Raw genomic sequence first — 16,055 nt, 5'->3', positions numbered from 1 at the left:
GGCCCGTGCCAGCTCTGTCGAGTCCTGCCCGTGTCGTCGTCCTCGTGTCGGGCTCCGGCACCAACCTGCAGGCCCTGCTCGACGCCTGCACCGAGACGTCGTACGGAGCTCGCGTGGTCGCCGTCGGCGCGGACCGGGACGACATCGAAGGCCTGGCGCGGGCCGACCGGGCCGGGGTGCCGACGTTCGTCGCCAAGGTCGACGACTACTCCTCGCGCGAGCACTGGGACCGGGCGCTGGGCGACAAGGTGGGCGCCTTCGAGCCCGACCTGGTGGTCTCCGCAGGCTTCATGAAGCTGGTGTCGCCCGACTTCCTCGAGCGCTTCCTCACCCTCAACACCCACCCCGCGCTCTGCCCGGCCTTCCCCGGCATGCACGGTCCCCGCGACGCGCTCGAGCACGGCGTCAAGGTCACCGGGGCGACGCTCTTCGTCGTCGACGCCGGCGTCGACACCGGCCCGATCGTCGCCCAGGTGCCGGTCGCGGTCGCCGAGGACGACGACGTGGAGTCGCTCCACGAGCGGATCAAGACCGCCGAGCGCGCGATGCTGGTCGAGTCCGTCGGACGCATCGCCCGCGAGGGCATCACCGTCGAGGGCCGCCGGGTTCGCATCGGCGCGGCTGGTCGCTAGTCTGCTGCCACACGACTGGCGCAGGTGGGCCACCACCAGGGAGTGACGCGCGAGGACATCGAACGCCTGGGTGCCTCGACTCAATCAACATCCGAGGAGTCCCGTGTCTGCTGAGCCCGACCAGCCCACCCCGACGCGCATCGCGATCCGGCGAGCGCTGGTGTCCGTCTACGACAAGACCGGGCTCGACGACCTGGTCCGCGGCCTGCACGACGCCGGCGTGGAGCTGGTCTCCACCGGTGGCTCCGCCGCCCTCATCGAGTCGCTCGGCCTCCCGGTGACCAAGGTCGAGGACCTCACCGGCTTCCCCGAGTGCCTCGACGGCCGCGTCAAGACGCTGCACCCGCGCGTGCACGCCGGCATCCTCGCCGATCGCCGCCTCGAGTCCCACGTCGCGCAGCTCGAGGAGCTCGGCGTCGAGCCGTTCGAGCTCGTCGTCAGCAACCTCTACCCCTTCACCCAGACCGTCGCATCGGGCGCCAGCCCCGACGAGTGCGTGGAGCAGATCGACATCGGCGGGCCGTCGATGGTGCGCGCCGCCGCCAAGAACCACCCGAGCGTCGCGATCGTGACCTCGCCCGCGGCGTACGGCGCCGTCCTGGCCGCCGTGGCCGGCGGAGGCTTCACGCTGGCCGAGCGGCAGCGCCTCGCTGCCGAGGCCTTCGTGCACACCGCGACGTACGACGTGCACGTGGCGTCGTGGATGGGCAACGTGCTCACCGACACCAGCGAGGGCTCCGGCTTCCCCGCGTGGATGGGTGCGACCTGGACCAAGGACGCGGTGCTGCGCTACGGCGAGAACCCCCACCAGGGGGCGGCCCTCTACTCCAACGGCTTCCTGCCCGGCGGCCCCGGCCTCGCCCAGGCGACGCAGCACCACGGCAAGGAGATGTCCTACAACAACTACGTCGACGCCGACGCGGCCCGGCGGGCGGCGTACGACTTCGACGAGCCTGCCGTGGCGATCATCAAGCACGCCAACCCGTGCGGCATCGCGGTCGGCACGGACGTCGCCCTCGCGCACCGCAAGGCCCACGCGTGCGACCCGGTCAGCGCCTTCGGCGGCGTGATCGCCACCAACGTGCCGGTCTCGGTCGAGATGGCGCAGCAGGTCGCCGAGATCTTCACCGAGGTCATCGTCGCCCCGGCCTACGAGGACGGCGCGATCGAGGCGCTGCAGGCGAAGAAGAACATCCGCATCCTCGAGTGCCCGCCGCTGGCGCGCGGCGGCGGCGAGATGCGCGCGATCTCGGGCGGACTCCTGCTGCAGGACCGCGACGTCATCTCCGCCGAGGGCGACGACCCCTCCACGTGGACCCTCGCCACCGGCGAGGCCGCCTCCGCCGAGGTGCTGGCCGACCTCGCGTTCGCGTGGCGTGCCTGCCGCGCGGTGAAGTCCAACGCGATCCTGCTCGCCGCCGACGGCGCGTCGGTCGGCGTGGGGATGGGCCAGGTCAACCGGGTCGACTCGTGCCGGCTCGCGGTCGAGCGCGCGGGGGAGCGGGCCCCGTCCGCCGTCGCGGCGTCCGACGCGTTCTTCCCCTTCGCCGACGGTCCCCAGATGCTCATCGACGCCGGGGTGAAGGCGATCGTGCAGCCCGGTGGATCGGTGCGCGACCCCGAGGTCGTCGCCGCCTGCGAGGCCGCAGGCGTGACGATGTACCTCACCGGCACCCGCCACTTTTTTCACTGATCGCGGCCGCTCAGCGGGGCCCGCTTCCCTCTCCCTAGGATGACCACGTGACGGCACAGACCCTGGACGGCGCAGCCACGCTGCGGACCATCAAGGCAGAGCTCGCCCAGCGCGTCGCCGCCCTCAAGGAGCAGGGGATCACTCCCGGCCTGGGCACGGTGCTGGTCGGCGACGACCCCGGCTCGCAGTGGTACGTCGGTGCGAAGCACAAGGACTGCGCGGAGATCGGCATCACGTCGATCCGGCGCGACCTGCCGGCCACGGCCACCCAGGCCGAGGTGGAGGCCGTCATCGACGAGCTCAACGCCGACGAGGGGTGCACCGGCTTCCTCGTGCAGCAGCCGACCGGTCTCGACGAGTTCGCCCTGCTGTCGCGGGTCGACCCCGACAAGGACGTCGACGGGCTGCACCCGACCAACCTCGGCAAGCTGGTCCTGGGTGAGTCCGGCCCGCTGCCGTGCACCCCGGTCGGGGCGATCGAGCTGCTGCGCCGCCACGGCGTGCAGATCGCCGGTGCCGAGGTGGTCGTCGTCGGCCGCGGCCTCACCGTCGGTCGGCCGCTCGGCCTGCTGCTGACGCGTCGCTCCGAGAACGCCACCGTCACGCTCTGCCACACCGGCACCGTCGACCTCGCCGCCCACGTGCGGCACGCCGACATCGTCGTGGCCGCCGCGGGCGTGCCCGGCATCATCACCGCCGACATGGTCAAGCCGGGGGCCGCTGTCCTCGACGTGGGGGTCTCCCGCGTCGACGGCAAGGTCACCGGCGACGTGCACCCCGACGTCTGGGACGTGGCCGGCTGGGTCTCGCCCAACCCCAAGGGCGTCGGGCCGATGACGCGCGCGATGCTGCTGAGCAACATCGTCGAGATCGCCGAGAAGTCCGCCCGGTCCTGACGTGACGGACTCCGAGCACATCGAGCCGCCCGAGTCGGTCGAGCCGACCTCCGCGGAGCCGGTCGACCCGGACGACCCGCGCCGCTATCCCTCGACGATCGGCGGCATGTTCTACCTGCTGGTGCTCGCTGTCGTGGCGGTGGCCCTGGTGATCGTCGCCCTCGACGAGTGGCGCACCGGGATCCGGCTGATGGGCGGGGCGCTGGTCTTCGCCGCCGCCGTACGCCTGGTGCTCAGGAGTCGCGACGCCGGCATGCTCGCCGTGCGCCACAAGGTGCTCGACGCGGTGATCCTGCTGGTGCTCGGCGGTGCGCTGATCTTCCTCGCCGGCTCCATCCCGGACCAGCCGGGGTTCTAGGCAGGACGCGCCGAGCCGGGACCCGGCCCGACAACGCACGAGCGGTGCGGGAGGCGGGTTCCCGGTGTCCGGGAGCCGCCTCACGCACCGCTCACGTGGTGGATCAGATCAACCCGAGCTCGGTCACCGCAGCGCGCTCCTCGGCGAGCTCGGCGGTGGACGCGTCGATCCGGGCGCGGGAGAACTCGTCGATCTCGAGGCCCTCGACGATCGACCAGTCGCCGCCGGAGGTGGTCACCGGGAACGAGGAGATCAGGCCCTCGGGCACGCCGTACTCGCCCTGCGACGCCACCGCCATCGAGACCCAGTCGTCCGGCGCCGAGCCGAACAACCAGTCGCGGGCGGCGTCGATCGTCGCCGACGCAGCCGACGCCGCCGAGGACGAGCCACGGGCGTCGATGATCGCGGCGCCGCGCTTGGCGACCGTCGGGATGAAGTCGTTCTCCAGCCAGGCCTGGTCACCGACGAGCTCGGCGGCGTTCTGGCCGTTGACCTCGGCGTGGAACAGGTCGGGGTACTGGGTGGCGGAGTGGTTGCCCCAGATCGTCATCTTCTTGATGTCGGTGACCTTGGCGCCGGTCTTCGCCGCGAGCTGCGAGATCGCGCGGTTGTGGTCGAGGCGGGTCAGCGCGGAGAAGCGCTCGCGCGGGATGTCGGGGGCGTTGGTCATCGCGATGAGGGCGTTGGTGTTGGCCGGGTTGCCGGTGACACCGATCCGCACGTCGTCGGCCGCGACCGCGTTGAGGGCCTTGCCCTGCGCGGTGAAGATCGCGCCGTTGGCCGAGAGGAGGTCGCCGCGCTCCATGCCGGGTCCGCGGGGGCGGGCGCCGACGAGGAGGGCGAGGTTGACGCCGTCGAAGATCTTCTCGGCGTCCGAGCCGATCTGCACGCCGGACAGCAGCGGGAAGGCGCAGTCGTCGAGCTCCATGACGACGCCCTCGAGCGTCTTGAGCGCGGGCTCGATCTCGAGCAGGCGCAGCTCGATCGGGCGGTCCGCGGCCAGCGCACCACTGGCGAGGCGGAAGAGCAGGCTGTAGCCGATCTGGCCGGCGGCGCCGGTGACGGCGACCTTGAGCGGTTCGGAGGTCACGGAGGTACTCCTCGAGAGGTGAGGTGGGCTGTCCCTCCGACGCTAGCAGCGCCGGTTCTCGCCCAGGCGACTGGCATGCTGGCGCCCATGCCCCCCGCCGTACGACGACGCCGCACGGTCGCGGTTCTGGGAGGACTGCTGCTCACCGCCGGCCTGTCGGCGTGCGCCGGGCTCGGCCAGCCCGCGCCGTACGACTCCCCGGGGATCAACGGTCTCGAGATCCCGACGCCGTCGGCGGACCCGGCGGACTTCGTCGCCACCGTCGACAACCCGTGGCTCGCGCTCGAGCCCGGTGCCACGTGGCACTACGACGTGATCGAGGACGGCCGCACGCTCGGCACCATCGATGCCGAGGTCGTCCCGGGCGCCAGCGAGGTCGCGGGACTGAGCGCCACCGCGGTGCGCACGGTCACGGACATCGACGGTGCCGGCGACGAGGAGACCCGCTTCTACGCCCAGGACGTCGACGGCAACGTCTGGCTGGTGGGCGCCGACTCCGAGACCGGCGTCTCGTGGCGCGCCGGCGAGGACGGCGCCGAGGCGGGCCTGGCCATGCCCGCCGACCCTCGGCTCGGCGACGGGTGGGTGACCTACCGCCTGCCCAACCTGCTCGAGGCCACCACGAGGGTCGAGGACCAGTCACGCGAGATGGTGCAGACGCGGCACGAGGCCGGCACCACCACGCGCACCATGTACGAGTCGGGTGCCGGCCTCGTCAGCATCGAGGACCTCGACGCGGGCTGGCAGGCCGTGCTGGAGCCCCAGCAGTAGGGATCAGTCGGGTCGGCGCACCTGGGTGCGACCGTCGTCGTCACCGTCGGGGTTGCCCCAGTGGCCGGGGGCGCCGGGCTGGCCCTGCTGGCCGCCCTGCTCACCGGGGTAGGGCTGGCCGGGCTGCTGCTGGGCCGGCGGCGCACCCCACTGGCCGGGCTGACCGGGCTGCTGCTGGGCCGGCGGCGCACCCCACTGGCCCGGCTGCTGCTGGCCGGGCTGCGCCTGCGGGGCGCCGTAGGACGGGTCGGGCTGCTGCTGCGGCGGAGCGCCCTGGCCCCACTGCTGCTGCGGGGGAGCTCCCCAGGCGGAGCCGGGCTGGCCCCAGCTGCCCTGCTGGCCCTGGTTCCACTGCGCCTCGTAGCTGCCCGGGACGAACTGGTCGCCCTTGCGGCCGCCGCCGAAGTTGAGGCCCGATCCCGCGACGGGCTCGGCGCCGTGGCCGAAGAGGACGGGGTAGGTGAGACCGGCGATCGCGGCGCCGAGCAGCGGCGCGACGACGAAGAGCCAGAGCTGGATGATCGCGTCGGTGCCGGCGAAGACGCCGACGCCGATCGAGCGGGCCGGGTTGACCGAGGTGCCGGTGGCGCCCATCGACGCGAAGTGGATCATCGCCAGTGCCAGGCCGATGGCCAGCGGTCCCATGGCGACGTTGATCTCGTTGCGTTCGTCGGTGACCGCGAGGATCACCCAGAGGAACACCGCCGTCAGCAGCGTCTCCAGCAGCAGCGCCGCCCACCAGGCGTAGCCGAGGGCGCTCTGGTCGCCGAAGGCGTTCTGCGCCATGTTGCCCTCGGCGGAGAAGCCCGGGAAGCCGTGCATGAGGCCGAACAGCGCGGCACCGGCGAGGAGCCCGCCGAGGAGCTGGGCGGCCATGTAGATGCCGACCTGGTTCCACGGCAGCCGCCCGCCGAGCACGGCGCCGAGCGTCACGGCCGGGTTGAAGTGTCCGCCCGAGATGCGGCCCACGGCGTACGCCATGACGACCACGGTGAGGCCGAAGGTCAGGCCGGTGGCGACGTAGTCACCACCGCTGATCAGGGCGGCGCCGCAGCCGAAGAACACGAGCACGAAGGTGCCCAGCGTCTCGGCCGTGAACTTCTGGCCGGTGGTCGGTGTGTCGATGGTGTCGCTCATCGCGAGCTGTCCTCCCAGTCGTGTGGCCCTACCCCGCGTAGGCCGATCGGCACTCTAGCCGCGTGTCGGCGCCGGGTGCGAGGGTAGGCGAGTCGCAACCGTTCGCCGCGTCAGGTATCTTGACGTCAAGAGTGTTGCCCCTCTCGTTCATCGAGCACCCAGGAGCTGTCGTACCCATGGCCAAGATCATCTACACCCACACCGACGAGGCGCCGCTGCTGGCGACGTACTCCTTCCTCCCGATCATCGCCGCCTACGCGAAGACCGCCGGAGTCGAGGTCGAGACGCGTGACATCTCCCTGGCCGCTCGCGTGCTGGCGCAGTTCCCGGACCGCCTCCCGGCCGAGCAGCGCGTCGACGACGCCCTCGCCGAGCTCGGCGAGCTGGCCACGAAGCCCGAGGCCAACATCATCAAGCTCCCCAACATCTCCGCCTCGATCTCCCAGCTCAAGGCGACCATCGCCGAGCTGCAGTCGCAGGGCTACGACCTGCCGGCCTACCCGGAGAACCCGCAGACCGACGAGGAGCGCGAGACCCGCGCCCGCTACGACAAGGTCAAGGGGTCCGCGGTCAACCCGGTCCTGCGCGAGGGCAACTCCGACCGCCGCGCGCCCGCCTCGGTGAAGAACTACGCCAGGTCGCACCCGCACTCGATGGGTGCCTGGAGCAGCGACTCCAAGACGTCGGTCGCCACGATGGGCCACGACGACTTCTACAGCAACGAGAAGTCGGTCGTCCTCGACGCCGACGACACGCTCTCGATCGTGCACGTGGGCGTCGGCGGCGAGGAGACCGTGCTCAAGCAGGACCTGAAGGTCCTGGCCGGCGAGGTCGTCGACGGCACCTTCATGAGCGCCGCGGCGCTCGACGCCTTCCTCGAGGAGCAGGTCGCCCGGGCCAAGGCCGACGGCGTCCTCTTCTCCGCCCACCTCAAGGCCACGATGATGAAGGTCTCCGACCCGATCATCTTCGGCCACGTCGTGCGTGCCTACTTCGCCGACGTCTTCGCGCAGTACGGCGAGGACCTGGCCGCTGCCGGCCTCTCGGCCAACGACGGACTGGGCAGCATCCTCGGCGGGCTCGACGCCCTCGACAACGGGGCCGAGATCAAGGCTGCCTTCGAGGCCGGCCTGGCCGACGGTCCGTCGCTCGCGATGGTCGACTCCGACAAGGGCATCACCAACCTGCACGTGCCGTCCGACGTCATCATCGACGCCTCGATGCCGGCCATGATCCGCACCTCCGGCCAGATGTGGAACGCCGAGGGCGCCCAGCAGGACACCCTCGCCGTGATCCCCGACTCGTGCTACGCCGGGATCTACCAGGCCACCATCGACGACTGCCGCACCCACGGCGCGCTCGACCCCTCGACCATGGGATCGGTGCCCAACGTGGGCCTGATGGCCAAGGCTGCCGAGGAGTACGGCTCGCACGACAAGACCTTCGAGATCCCCGCCGCCGGCACCGTCGAGGTCCGCAACGCCGCGGGCGACGTGCTGATGTCGCACACCGTCGAGGCCGGTGACATCTGGCGTGCCTGCCAGACCAAGGACGCGCCGATCCGCGACTGGGTCAAGCTCGCCGTCACCCGCGCCCGCGCCAGTGCCACCCCGGCCATCTTCTGGCTCGACGAGGGCCGCGCCCACGACGCCAACCTGATCGCCAAGATCAAGGCCTACCTCCCGGAGCACGACACCGAGGGCCTGACGCTGGAGATCATGGCCCCGGCCGAGGCGACGACGTACTCCCTGGAGCGGATCCGCCGGGGCGAGGACACCATCTCCGTCACCGGCAACGTGCTGCGCGACTACAACACCGACCTCTTCCCGATCCTCGAGCTCGGCACCAGCGCCAAGATGCTCTCGATCGTGCCGCTGATGAACGGTGGCGGACTCTTCGAGACCGGTGCCGGCGGGTCGGCGCCCAAGCACGTGCAGCAGCTGGTCAAGGAGGACTACCTCCGTTGGGACAGCCTCGGTGAGTTCTTCGCCCTGGCCGCGTCGCTGGAGCACCTCGCCGGCTACGACGACAACCAGCGGGCCAAGCTGCTGGGCGACGCCCTCGACCGGGCCACCGAGACGTTCCTCAACGAGGACCGCTCGCCCGGGCGCAAGCTCGGCACGACCGACAACCGCGGCTCGCACTTCTACCTCGCCCTCTACTGGGCCGAGGAGCTGGCCGCGCAGACCGAGGACGCCGACCTGGCCGCTGCGTTCGCCGCACTGGCCGGCACGCTGCGCGAGAAGGAGCAGACCATCGTCGACGAGCTGCTCGCGGTGCAGGGCAAGCCGGCCGACATCGGTGGCTACTTCCGGCCCGACCCGGAGAAGACCGCGGCCGTCATGCGCCCGTCCGCCACCTTCAACGAGGCCATCGCCACCATCGGCTGACGCGTCGACAGCGGGCGCGACCCGCATCACATCCAGGACCCCCGGGGAATACTCCTCGGGGGTCCTGTCTTGCGCCCAGTGATGACGACCGCTGCCGCACGCACCGACCCGATGCCCGAGGAGGACCTCGACGTCCCCTCGGTGACCGCCCGCCACTTCGGTCTGGCGGTGGTCGCGCTGGCGATGGGTGGCTTCGCGATCGGCACCACCGAGTTCGTCACGATGGGCCTGCTGCCGCAGATCTCCGCGGGCGTGGACGTCTCCATCCCGACCGGCGGCCACGTGATCTCGGCGTACGCCGTCGGCGTGGTCGTGGGCGCGCCCGTGCTGGCCTTCCTGGGTGCCCGCCTGCCGCGACGCGCCCTGCTGGTTGCGCTGATGGCGGCGTTCGCGGTCGGCAACGCCGTCAGCGCGCTCGCGACGTCGTACGAGCAGCTGATGCTCGCGCGCTTCGCCGCCGGCCTGCCGCACGGCGCCTACTTCGGCGTCGCGTCGCTCGTGGCCGCGAGCCTGGCGCCGCCGTCGCGCAAGGGTCGCGCGGTCGCCCAGGTGATGCTCGGGCTCTCGGTCGCCAACGTCGTCGGTGTCCCCGCCGCGACGCTGCTCGGCCAGGAGCTCGGCTGGCGCTCCGCCTTCTGGGCCTCTGCCGTGCTCGCCCTGGCGACGCTGGCACTGCTCGCGTGGTTCGTCCCGTCGCTCCCCGGCGATCCCGCCGCGAGCGGGCGCCGCGAGCTCGCCGCCTTCAAGGTGCCGCAGGTGTGGCTGACGCTGCTGGCCGGCGCCGTCGGCTTCGGCGGCATGTTCGCCGTCTACTCCTACATCGCCCCGGTCGTCACCGACGTCGCCGGGCTGGGGGAGCGCGCCGTCCCCGTCTTCCTGCTGTCCTTCGGCCTCGGCATGGTGGCGGGCACGTTCGTCGCCGGGATCATGGCCGACTGGTCGATCTTCCGCTCGCTCATCATCGGTGGCATCGGCATGGCGGGCACCATGCTGGCCTTCTGGGTCGCCGCCCCGCACGGCTGGGCCTCGCTGCCGGTCGTCTTCCTCATCACCCTGCTGGGTTCGGTGCTCGTGGTGAACCTCCAGCTGCGCCTGATGGACGTCGCCGGGGACGCCCAGACCCTCGGCGCGGCCATGAACCACGCCTCCCTCAACATCGCCAACGCGCTCGGCGCCTGGCTGGGCGGTCTCGTCATCGCCGCCGGCTGGGGCCTGCGCGCCCCGGCGCTCGTGGGGCTCGCGCTGTCGCTCGCCGGTGTCGCGATCCTGCTCCTCTCGGCCGCACTCCACGTGCGCGGCCGGGCCGTCCTCCCCGGCTGATTTTCCTGGAGTTAACACAACCGGAACTCCTGCTTAAACTAGGTTTGGAACGATCCAAGTCATCAGGGCGGGGGGTCCGCCCGGAGATTCCGGAGGTGGGGACATGGAAGACAACACGATCGACGACGAGATGGAGCGTCGTCGCGAGCTCGCCGACCGCAACGTGCACGACGTGGTCAACCTCTTCGAGCGCCGCCAGGACATCCGCGGCATCTACCCGATGGCCGACCTGGTCGCGGACAACGTCGGTTGGGTCGTCTGAGTCTCACCCGAAGCCGGGGAGCGAGCGGCCAGCCCAGGCCGTGCCCCCGTCGTCGGAGCACGAGAGCTGGTCGATGCGGCCGCGCTCGCTGACCACACAGACCGTGTCGTCGACGACGAAGACCGAGCTGTCGAACGACGAGAGCTGGATGGGCAGTGCGTTGCCCTCCGGGTCGATCCGCACGAGGTGGTGCGAACCGGTGGTGACGTACGTCGTCCCGTCGGGCGCCACCGCCACCGCCGACAGGTCCCTGACACGGTCGCCGCCGACAGTGTCGAGCCCCCGGGCCGCGGTCCACGTCGCGCCCGCATCGTGGGAGAGCTGGACCTCGACGACCGGCATCGAGCCGTCCGGGGCGTCGCCCAGGGATGCGATCGCGACGTGGTCGCCGTTGCCCGGCACGACGGCCGCGGTCGCGGGCTCGGTCGCGCTGCTCGGCATGCTCATCTCCCAGGTGCGGCCGTCGTCTGTCGTCGAGACGGAGACGTCGAAGCCTGAGGTGGTGGCAGCGATCAGCCGGCCGGTCGGCGTGACGTAGGCGCCAACGGTGTCACGGCCGGAGGGGGAAGGGAGCGCGATCACCTTGTCGCCGCGCAGCAGCCGCCACCCCGCGGCGGTCTCGACCGCGGTGTCGCCCTCCATGACGTCGTCGCCACCGGGGCCTGTCACGTAGATCTGGGCGCGATCGCCCGAGGGACTGAGACGGATGGTGCCGGTCGCGTCCTCGACCAGCCAGCCGTTCGGGACCGCCGAGAGCCGGGGGAACGATGCCCCGAGGGCGGATCCGGACACCTGGTCGCCGTCACGGGTCACCAGTGCGAAGCGGCACGGCTCCTGGTCGCACCCGCGCCACAGGACCGCCACCGCACCCGACGAGCCGGCCGCTGTCCACAGGTCGAGCCGGTCGTCGTCCAGGACGGCCCGTACGTCGGACGGCAGCGTCGCGTCGACCGCCGAGGTGCCGTCCCAGGTCGTGGTGGTAGGCGCGGGCGGCGAGGGGTCGGCGGACCGGTCGCCCGGCCCGCCGACGGCGAACGCCAGGCCTACGACCACCACGACGGCGGCGAGCCCGATCGTCGTACGTCGGCGCCGGCGGGCGGTGCGGGCGCGTTCGACGATCGCGCCGAACCCGGGCGGCTCCGCCCGCACGAGCTGCTCGCTGACGTCGCGGAAGAACCGGCTCCGACGCCAGCGGGTGCGGGTCACGTTGACTGCGACGGTGCGCAGCCAGGCCTCCGGGTTGTCCGCGGCTCGGAAGGACCGCGGGGAGCTCACCGCCCGGGCGAACGCCTCCACGACGGCGTCCTCGGCCTCGACCGGGTCGCCGGTCACACCGGTGAGCTGTCCGACGAGACGGCGGTAGGAGGTGGCGTACACCTCCTGCGCGCGATCCACCGCACTCGTCCGGGGCATGGCCCACCTTCCCACTCTCAGAGCAGCCAGCAGTTGCTGAGCTGCGGCAGGCCGGCGAACCTCGCCTCGAAGAACGGCAGCGCCTCCGCCGTCTGCGGCACGATGCCGCCGACGTGCAGCGGCGCGACGTTGCTGGAGAACCGGACGTTGGCGCCCTTGCCGCACCACGACCTCGCCATCGCCCTGCCGACGCCGTAGGGGATCACGTCGTCGAGCACCGAGTGCGTGACCAGCACCGGCACGGTCGGCCTGATCGTCCCGATCCGCTGGGACTCCACGATCGACCTGAACGGCTCGGCGGCCATCAAGGTCGACATCGGCTGGCCGTTGGCGCTGAGCGTCGACGACTTCACGAACGCGTTGTTGAGGAGGTCGAAGACGCACTCGGTCTCCACGCGGTCGCTGGTCGCGCGGCCGGTGGCGTTGAGGTAGGGAGACAGGTCGACGTCGTAGCTCGCCGAGAGCCCCCGCAGCGCGAAGAACGCGAACGCGGAGTAGAGGCCGCCGTCGAGGTTGGTCGCCACCTGGGTGAGGTCGGCTGGCACGGCACCGACGACGGCGCCCCTGACCTTGAGGTCGGGGGCGTACGTCGAGGCCAGCTCGACCGCGGACGCCGCAGCGCCCCCGCCCTGCGAGTAACCCATCAGGCCGACCGGGCTGGCGCTGCTCAGGCCGGTGCCGGAGAGGCGCTGCGCGGCGCGTACGACGTCGAGCGTGGCGCGCCCCTGCGAGACCCGGTCCATGTAGGTGTGGACGCCGGCGGTGCCGAGGCCCTCGTAGTCGGGCATCGCGACGGCATAGCCGCGCAGCAGCAGGCCTTCGATGCCGAGGCCCTCGTACTCGATGCCCTCGGAGAACAGCCGCGACGGGGCGCAGCGGTCGGCCATGCCCTGGGTGCCTGGCGCGTAGCCGATGACCGGACGTGAGCCGACGCCGACCCAGGGTGTCGTGGGGACCAGGACCGTGCCGGAGGCGGCGATCGCCTTCCCGGTGCGGTTGGTCGTCCGGTAGAGCACACGCTGGGCGTTGCGGACCAAGCTGGTCGCGTCGAGCGGGTCGAGCAGGAAGCCGACCTGCTCGCTGCGGATGACCGCGCCGTTGGCGGCGGGCAGGGTGGCCGGGGCCTCGTAGAACGCGGGCCGTGGTGGTTCGGGGACGACGGCGCCTGCTGGTGTCGTGGTCGATCCGAGGGCGGTGAGCCCGCCGGCCAGCAGGATGGTGAGTGTCGCGATCGCGCCAGAAGTCCGAGTCCGACGACGTGATGGTGCTCCCATGGGGTTCCCTCCCCGACCGGGCCGTCCGGCCGTGCTCGGGAACCTACTGGCGAGTCACACAGTGCGTCTGTGTGACGTCCGTCACAGGTAGACCATGCCCATCGCCGCACGGACCTCGTCGAGGGTGGCCTCGGCAACCTCGTTCGCGCGCTCGTTGCCGCGCCGCAGCACGTCCTGGAGGTAGCCGGGGTCGGCCTCGAGCTCGGTCCGCCGGGCCCGCAGCGGGGCGAGCTCGGCGTTGATCGCCTCGGTGAGACGCCCCTTGAGGGCACCGCCGCCGCCGTCGCCGATCTCCTCGGCCACGGCCGCAGGCTCGACGCCCTCGCAGAGCGCGATGAGGGTGAGCAGGTTGGCGACCTCGGGGCGCTGCTCGGGGTCGTAGGTAATGACCCGGTCGCTGTCGGTCTTGGCGCCCTTGAGCTTCTTGGCCGTCTCGTCGGCGGTCATCCGCAGCTCGACGACGTTGCCCTTGGACTTGCTCATCTTGGTGCCGTCGGTGCCGAGGATCAGCGGGGCCTCCGAGAGCAGCGCGCCGGGCTCGGGGAAGACGGGGGCGTAGCGGTCGTTGAAGCGGCGCGCGACGACGCGGGTCTGCTCGAGGTGGGGGAGCTGGTCGCGGCCCACCGGCACCACGTTGGCCTTGCAGAACAGGATGTCCGCGGCCTGGTGGACCGGGTAGGTCAGCAGCAGCCCGCCGATCGAGGTGATGCCCGCCGACTTGGCCTCGTCCTTGACCGTGGGGTTGCGCTGGAGCTCGGCGACGCTGACCAGGCTGAGGAACGGCAGCATCAGCTGGTTGAGCGCCGGCACCGAGGAGTGGGTGAAGATCGTCGCCTTCTCCGGGTCCAGCCCGGCGGCGATGTTGTCCAGCAGCAGGTTGCGCACGTTGCCCGCGATGTCGCCGGCGACGTCGCGGTCGGTGATCACCTGGTAGTCGGCGATCAGCTGCCAGATCTCGGCGCCGCTGTCCTGCAGCCGGAGGCGGTTGCGGATCGAGCCGAAGTAGTGGCCGATGTGCAGCGCGCCGGTCGGTCGGTCCCCGGTCAGCATCCGCAGAGAGGCCGGATCGTCGGCCATCTGCTGCTCGATCTCGTCGCTGCGGGCCTGTGCCGCACGGAAGGTGTCACTCACGACGGCCGATCCTCTCACGGGGCCGGTTCGTGGCGCGAAGGGGTTCTGTAGGGTCCGTGGGGTGCCGACCATAGGAGTAGCGATCGCGATCCCTGAGCCCTGGGCGACCGAGCTCCAGGACTACCGCACCTCCGTCGGCGACACCACCGCCGCGCAGATCCCCACGCACATCACGCTGATCCCGCCGGCCGAGGTCGACGAGGCCGAGCTCGCCGCCGTGACCGACCACCTCGCGGGGGCCGCCGCGGCCGTGGAACCGTTCGACATCCACCTGCGCGGCACCGGCACCTTCCGGCCGGTCTCGCCGGTCGTCTTCGTCACCCTGGCCGAGGGGATCTCGGCGTGCGAGCTGCTCGCGGACGCCGTACGCCAGGGGCCGCTGGCGGTCGACCTCGACTTCCCCTACCACCCGCACGTGACCGTCGCGCACCACCTCGACGACCCGACGCTCGACCGTGCCTTCGACGAGCTCGCGGCCTTCGACTGCCGCTTCGCCGTCGACGAGTTCGCGCTCTACGTCCACGACCAGCAGGCCGGCTGGCAGCCCACCCACCACTACGCCCTCGGCTGATGTCGCTGATCTCCTCCGTCAAGGCCAAGGTCGCCGAGGCCCGTGAGCGCCGTCCCTTCCTCGACCACGTGGTGCGGATGGTCGAGCACTACGGCACCGTCAAGGGCAACGCCCTGGCCGGCGCCGTGACGTACTTCGCGTTCCTCTCCTTCTTCCCGATCCTGGCGCTCGCGTTCGCGATCTTCGGCCAGGTCGCCAAGGTCTACGACAACGCGCAGGACACGCTCGTCGATGCCGCCAACTCGGTCCTGCCCGGCCTCGTCGGCGGCGAGAACGGCGTCAGCCTCGACACCCTCCAGGCAGCGGCGCCGGGCATCTTCAGCGTCGGCATCCTGCTGACCCTCTACTCCGGCCTGGGCTGGCTCTCGGGCATGCGGGAGGCGCTGGTCGCGGTCTTCGAGGAGCCGCCGCGCGAGCAGCCCAGCTTCGTGATGGGCAAGGCGCGCGACATCCTCGCGCTGCTGTCCCTCGGTTCGGTGCTCATCCTCAGCGTCGTCGTCTCCGGCGTCACGACCAAGCTGATCACCCCGATCCTCGACTTCCTCGGGCTCGGCGCGGGCCTCGAGCCGCTGCTGTGGGTGGTGGCCCTCGCGCTCGGCCTCGGCGCCAACTCCGTGCTCTTCTTCGCCTTCTTCCGTCTCCTCGCGACCCCTGAGATCCCCACACGCTCGCTGTGGTCGGGGGCGCTGCTCGGCGCGGTCGCGTTCGAGGTGCTCAAGCAGCTGTCCACCTTCCTGCTGAAGATCACCTCCAGCTCCGACGCGTTCCAGGCCTTCGGCATCGCCCTGATCCTGCTCGTGTGGATCAACTACTTCTCCCGCGTCGTCGTCTACGCCGCCGCCTGGGCGTACACCTCGGCAGAGGCCCGGGCCGCCCGAGAGGCACGCACGGTGGCCGAGCAGACCGTCGAGGGCCCGCGGATCGACCTCGCGGCGGCAGCGAGCGTCGTACGTCCTGCCGGTCCTGCCGCCTCCTCCACCTCGCCGAAGGCCGCCTTCGTCGCGGGCGCGGCCTCGACCCTCGGGCTGCTCGCGCTCCTGCGTCGACGTCGCTGACCTCCTGAGTCCCCGCCGAGCGGTGTGTGAGGCAGGTTCTGCTTCCACAGAACCTGCTCTGC

Annotated in this window: 15 protein-coding genes and 1 riboswitch; of the genes, 10 read left to right on the top strand and 5 right to left on the bottom strand. The window is 71.5% G+C overall.

The annotated features are described in order from the left end of the window. Positions 1-5: 5 nt before the first annotated feature. The 4 genes from purN to BM127_RS16015 all read left to right on the top strand — a co-directional run bounded on the left by purN (position 6) and on the right by BM127_RS16015 (position 3,579). Entirely contained in the window at positions 6-632 is a 627-nt protein-coding gene (gene purN, locus BM127_RS16030) for a phosphoribosylglycinamide formyltransferase (protein ID WP_091200061.1), read from the top strand. Between the two features lies 1 nt (position 633). After that, a riboswitch (ZMP/ZTP riboswitch) is annotated at positions 634-711 on the top strand. A gap of 24 nt (positions 712-735) precedes the next feature. Next, positions 736-2,325, top strand: a complete 1,590-nt coding sequence (gene purH, locus BM127_RS16025) for a bifunctional phosphoribosylaminoimidazolecarboxamide formyltransferase/IMP cyclohydrolase (RefSeq protein ID WP_175507423.1) — start codon at positions 736-738, stop codon at positions 2,323-2,325. Positions 2,326-2,372: 47 nt separating this feature from the next. Next, on the top strand, positions 2,373-3,221 hold the full coding sequence (locus tag BM127_RS16020) for a bifunctional methylenetetrahydrofolate dehydrogenase/methenyltetrahydrofolate cyclohydrolase (protein WP_091200059.1): 849 nt from the start codon (positions 2,373-2,375) through the stop codon (positions 3,219-3,221). Position 3,222: 1 nt separating this feature from the next. After that, positions 3,223-3,579, top strand: coding sequence for a DUF3017 domain-containing protein (locus tag BM127_RS16015; RefSeq protein WP_091200057.1), 357 nt, complete (start codon positions 3,223-3,225; stop codon positions 3,577-3,579). Between the two features lie 103 nt (positions 3,580-3,682). Here the strand turns inward: BM127_RS16015 and BM127_RS16010 are convergent, their stop codons facing one another. Beyond that, on the bottom strand, positions 3,683-4,669 hold the full coding sequence (locus tag BM127_RS16010; RefSeq protein WP_091200055.1) for a malate dehydrogenase: 987 nt from the start codon (positions 4,667-4,669) through the stop codon (positions 3,683-3,685). A gap of 75 nt (positions 4,670-4,744) precedes the next feature. Between BM127_RS16010 and BM127_RS22360 the strand changes: the two genes are divergently transcribed. Continuing rightward, entirely contained in the window at positions 4,745-5,440 is a 696-nt protein-coding gene (locus BM127_RS22360; RefSeq protein WP_091200052.1) for a hypothetical protein, read from the top strand. Between the two features lie 3 nt (positions 5,441-5,443). Here BM127_RS22360 and BM127_RS23065 read toward each other — a convergent pair whose 3' ends face one another. Further along, positions 5,444-6,577 (bottom strand): aquaporin, encoded by a 1,134-nt coding sequence (locus BM127_RS23065; protein ID WP_091200050.1) that lies wholly within the window; start codon positions 6,575-6,577, stop codon positions 5,444-5,446. Between the two features lie 176 nt (positions 6,578-6,753). Between BM127_RS23065 and BM127_RS15995 the strand changes: the two genes are divergently transcribed. The 3 genes from BM127_RS15995 (at position 6,754) to BM127_RS22350 (ending at position 10,549) form a co-directional block, all read left to right on the top strand. Continuing rightward, positions 6,754-8,967 (top strand): NADP-dependent isocitrate dehydrogenase, encoded by a 2,214-nt coding sequence (locus tag BM127_RS15995; protein WP_091200048.1) that lies wholly within the window; start codon positions 6,754-6,756, stop codon positions 8,965-8,967. 81 nt (positions 8,968-9,048) lie between these two features. Continuing rightward, a complete protein-coding gene (locus BM127_RS15990; protein WP_231263210.1) occupies positions 9,049-10,287 on the top strand; it encodes an MFS transporter in 1,239 nt (412 codons plus the stop codon). Between the two features lie 103 nt (positions 10,288-10,390). Further along, positions 10,391-10,549, top strand: coding sequence for a hypothetical protein (locus BM127_RS22350; RefSeq protein ID WP_157829536.1), 159 nt, complete (start codon positions 10,391-10,393; stop codon positions 10,547-10,549). Between the two features lie 3 nt (positions 10,550-10,552). Here BM127_RS22350 and BM127_RS15985 read toward each other — a convergent pair whose 3' ends face one another. The 3 genes from BM127_RS15985 to trpS all read right to left on the bottom strand — a co-directional run bounded on the left by BM127_RS15985 (position 10,553) and on the right by trpS (position 14,439). After that, on the bottom strand, positions 10,553-11,962 hold the full coding sequence (locus BM127_RS15985) for a sigma factor (protein WP_091200046.1): 1,410 nt from the start codon (positions 11,960-11,962) through the stop codon (positions 10,553-10,555). A 17-nt stretch (positions 11,963-11,979) separates the two neighbouring features. Next, a complete protein-coding gene (locus BM127_RS15980; protein WP_091200044.1) occupies positions 11,980-13,236 on the bottom strand; it encodes a lipase family protein in 1,257 nt (418 codons plus the stop codon). Positions 13,237-13,317: 81 nt separating this feature from the next. Next, positions 13,318-14,439, bottom strand: a complete 1,122-nt coding sequence (gene trpS / locus BM127_RS15975; RefSeq protein ID WP_091200042.1) for a tryptophan--tRNA ligase — start codon at positions 14,437-14,439, stop codon at positions 13,318-13,320. On the opposite strand from trpS, the gene BM127_RS15970 reads away from it, so the two are divergent. Then, entirely contained in the window at positions 14,429-14,938 is a 510-nt protein-coding gene (locus tag BM127_RS15970) for a 2'-5' RNA ligase family protein (RefSeq protein WP_091200179.1), read from the top strand. The genes trpS and BM127_RS15970 overlap by 11 nt on opposite strands. Then, positions 14,938-15,993, top strand: coding sequence for a YihY/virulence factor BrkB family protein (locus tag BM127_RS15965; RefSeq protein WP_091200040.1), 1,056 nt, complete (start codon positions 14,938-14,940; stop codon positions 15,991-15,993). The genes BM127_RS15970 and BM127_RS15965 overlap by 1 nt, the downstream gene beginning before the upstream one ends. Positions 15,994-16,055 lie beyond the last annotated feature (62 nt).

The organism is Nocardioides alpinus (assembly GCF_900112035.1).
GTDB classification, from domain to species: domain Bacteria; phylum Actinomycetota; class Actinomycetes; order Propionibacteriales; family Nocardioidaceae; genus Nocardioides; species Nocardioides alpinus.
Note: the sequence above shows the minus strand (reverse complement) of the source record. Positions and strands in the feature narration are given on the sequence as shown.

What these genes read in the sequence shown, in the direction of transcription:
- trpS (WP_091200042.1), bottom strand. Translation starts at nt 14,439, where the DNA reads ATGGTCGGCACCCCACGGACCCTACAGAACCCCTTCGCGCCACGAACC.
- BM127_RS15990 (WP_231263210.1), top strand. Translation starts at nt 9,049, where the DNA reads ATGACGACCGCTGCCGCACGCACCGACCCGATGCCCGAGGAGGACCTC.
- BM127_RS22360 (WP_091200052.1), top strand. Translation starts at nt 4,745, where the DNA reads ATGCTGGCGCCCATGCCCCCCGCCGTACGACGACGCCGCACGGTCGCG.
- BM127_RS23065 (WP_091200050.1), bottom strand. Translation starts at nt 6,577, where the DNA reads ATGAGCGACACCATCGACACACCGACCACCGGCCAGAAGTTCACGGCC.
- BM127_RS15980 (WP_091200044.1), bottom strand. Translation starts at nt 13,236, where the DNA reads ATGGGAGCACCATCACGTCGTCGGACTCGGACTTCTGGCGCGATCGCG.
- BM127_RS15995 (WP_091200048.1), top strand. Translation starts at nt 6,754, where the DNA reads ATGGCCAAGATCATCTACACCCACACCGACGAGGCGCCGCTGCTGGCG.
- BM127_RS15965 (WP_091200040.1), top strand. Translation starts at nt 14,938, where the DNA reads ATGTCGCTGATCTCCTCCGTCAAGGCCAAGGTCGCCGAGGCCCGTGAG.
- BM127_RS22350 (WP_157829536.1), top strand. Translation starts at nt 10,391, where the DNA reads ATGGAAGACAACACGATCGACGACGAGATGGAGCGTCGTCGCGAGCTC.
- BM127_RS15985 (WP_091200046.1), bottom strand. Translation starts at nt 11,962, where the DNA reads ATGCCCCGGACGAGTGCGGTGGATCGCGCGCAGGAGGTGTACGCCACC.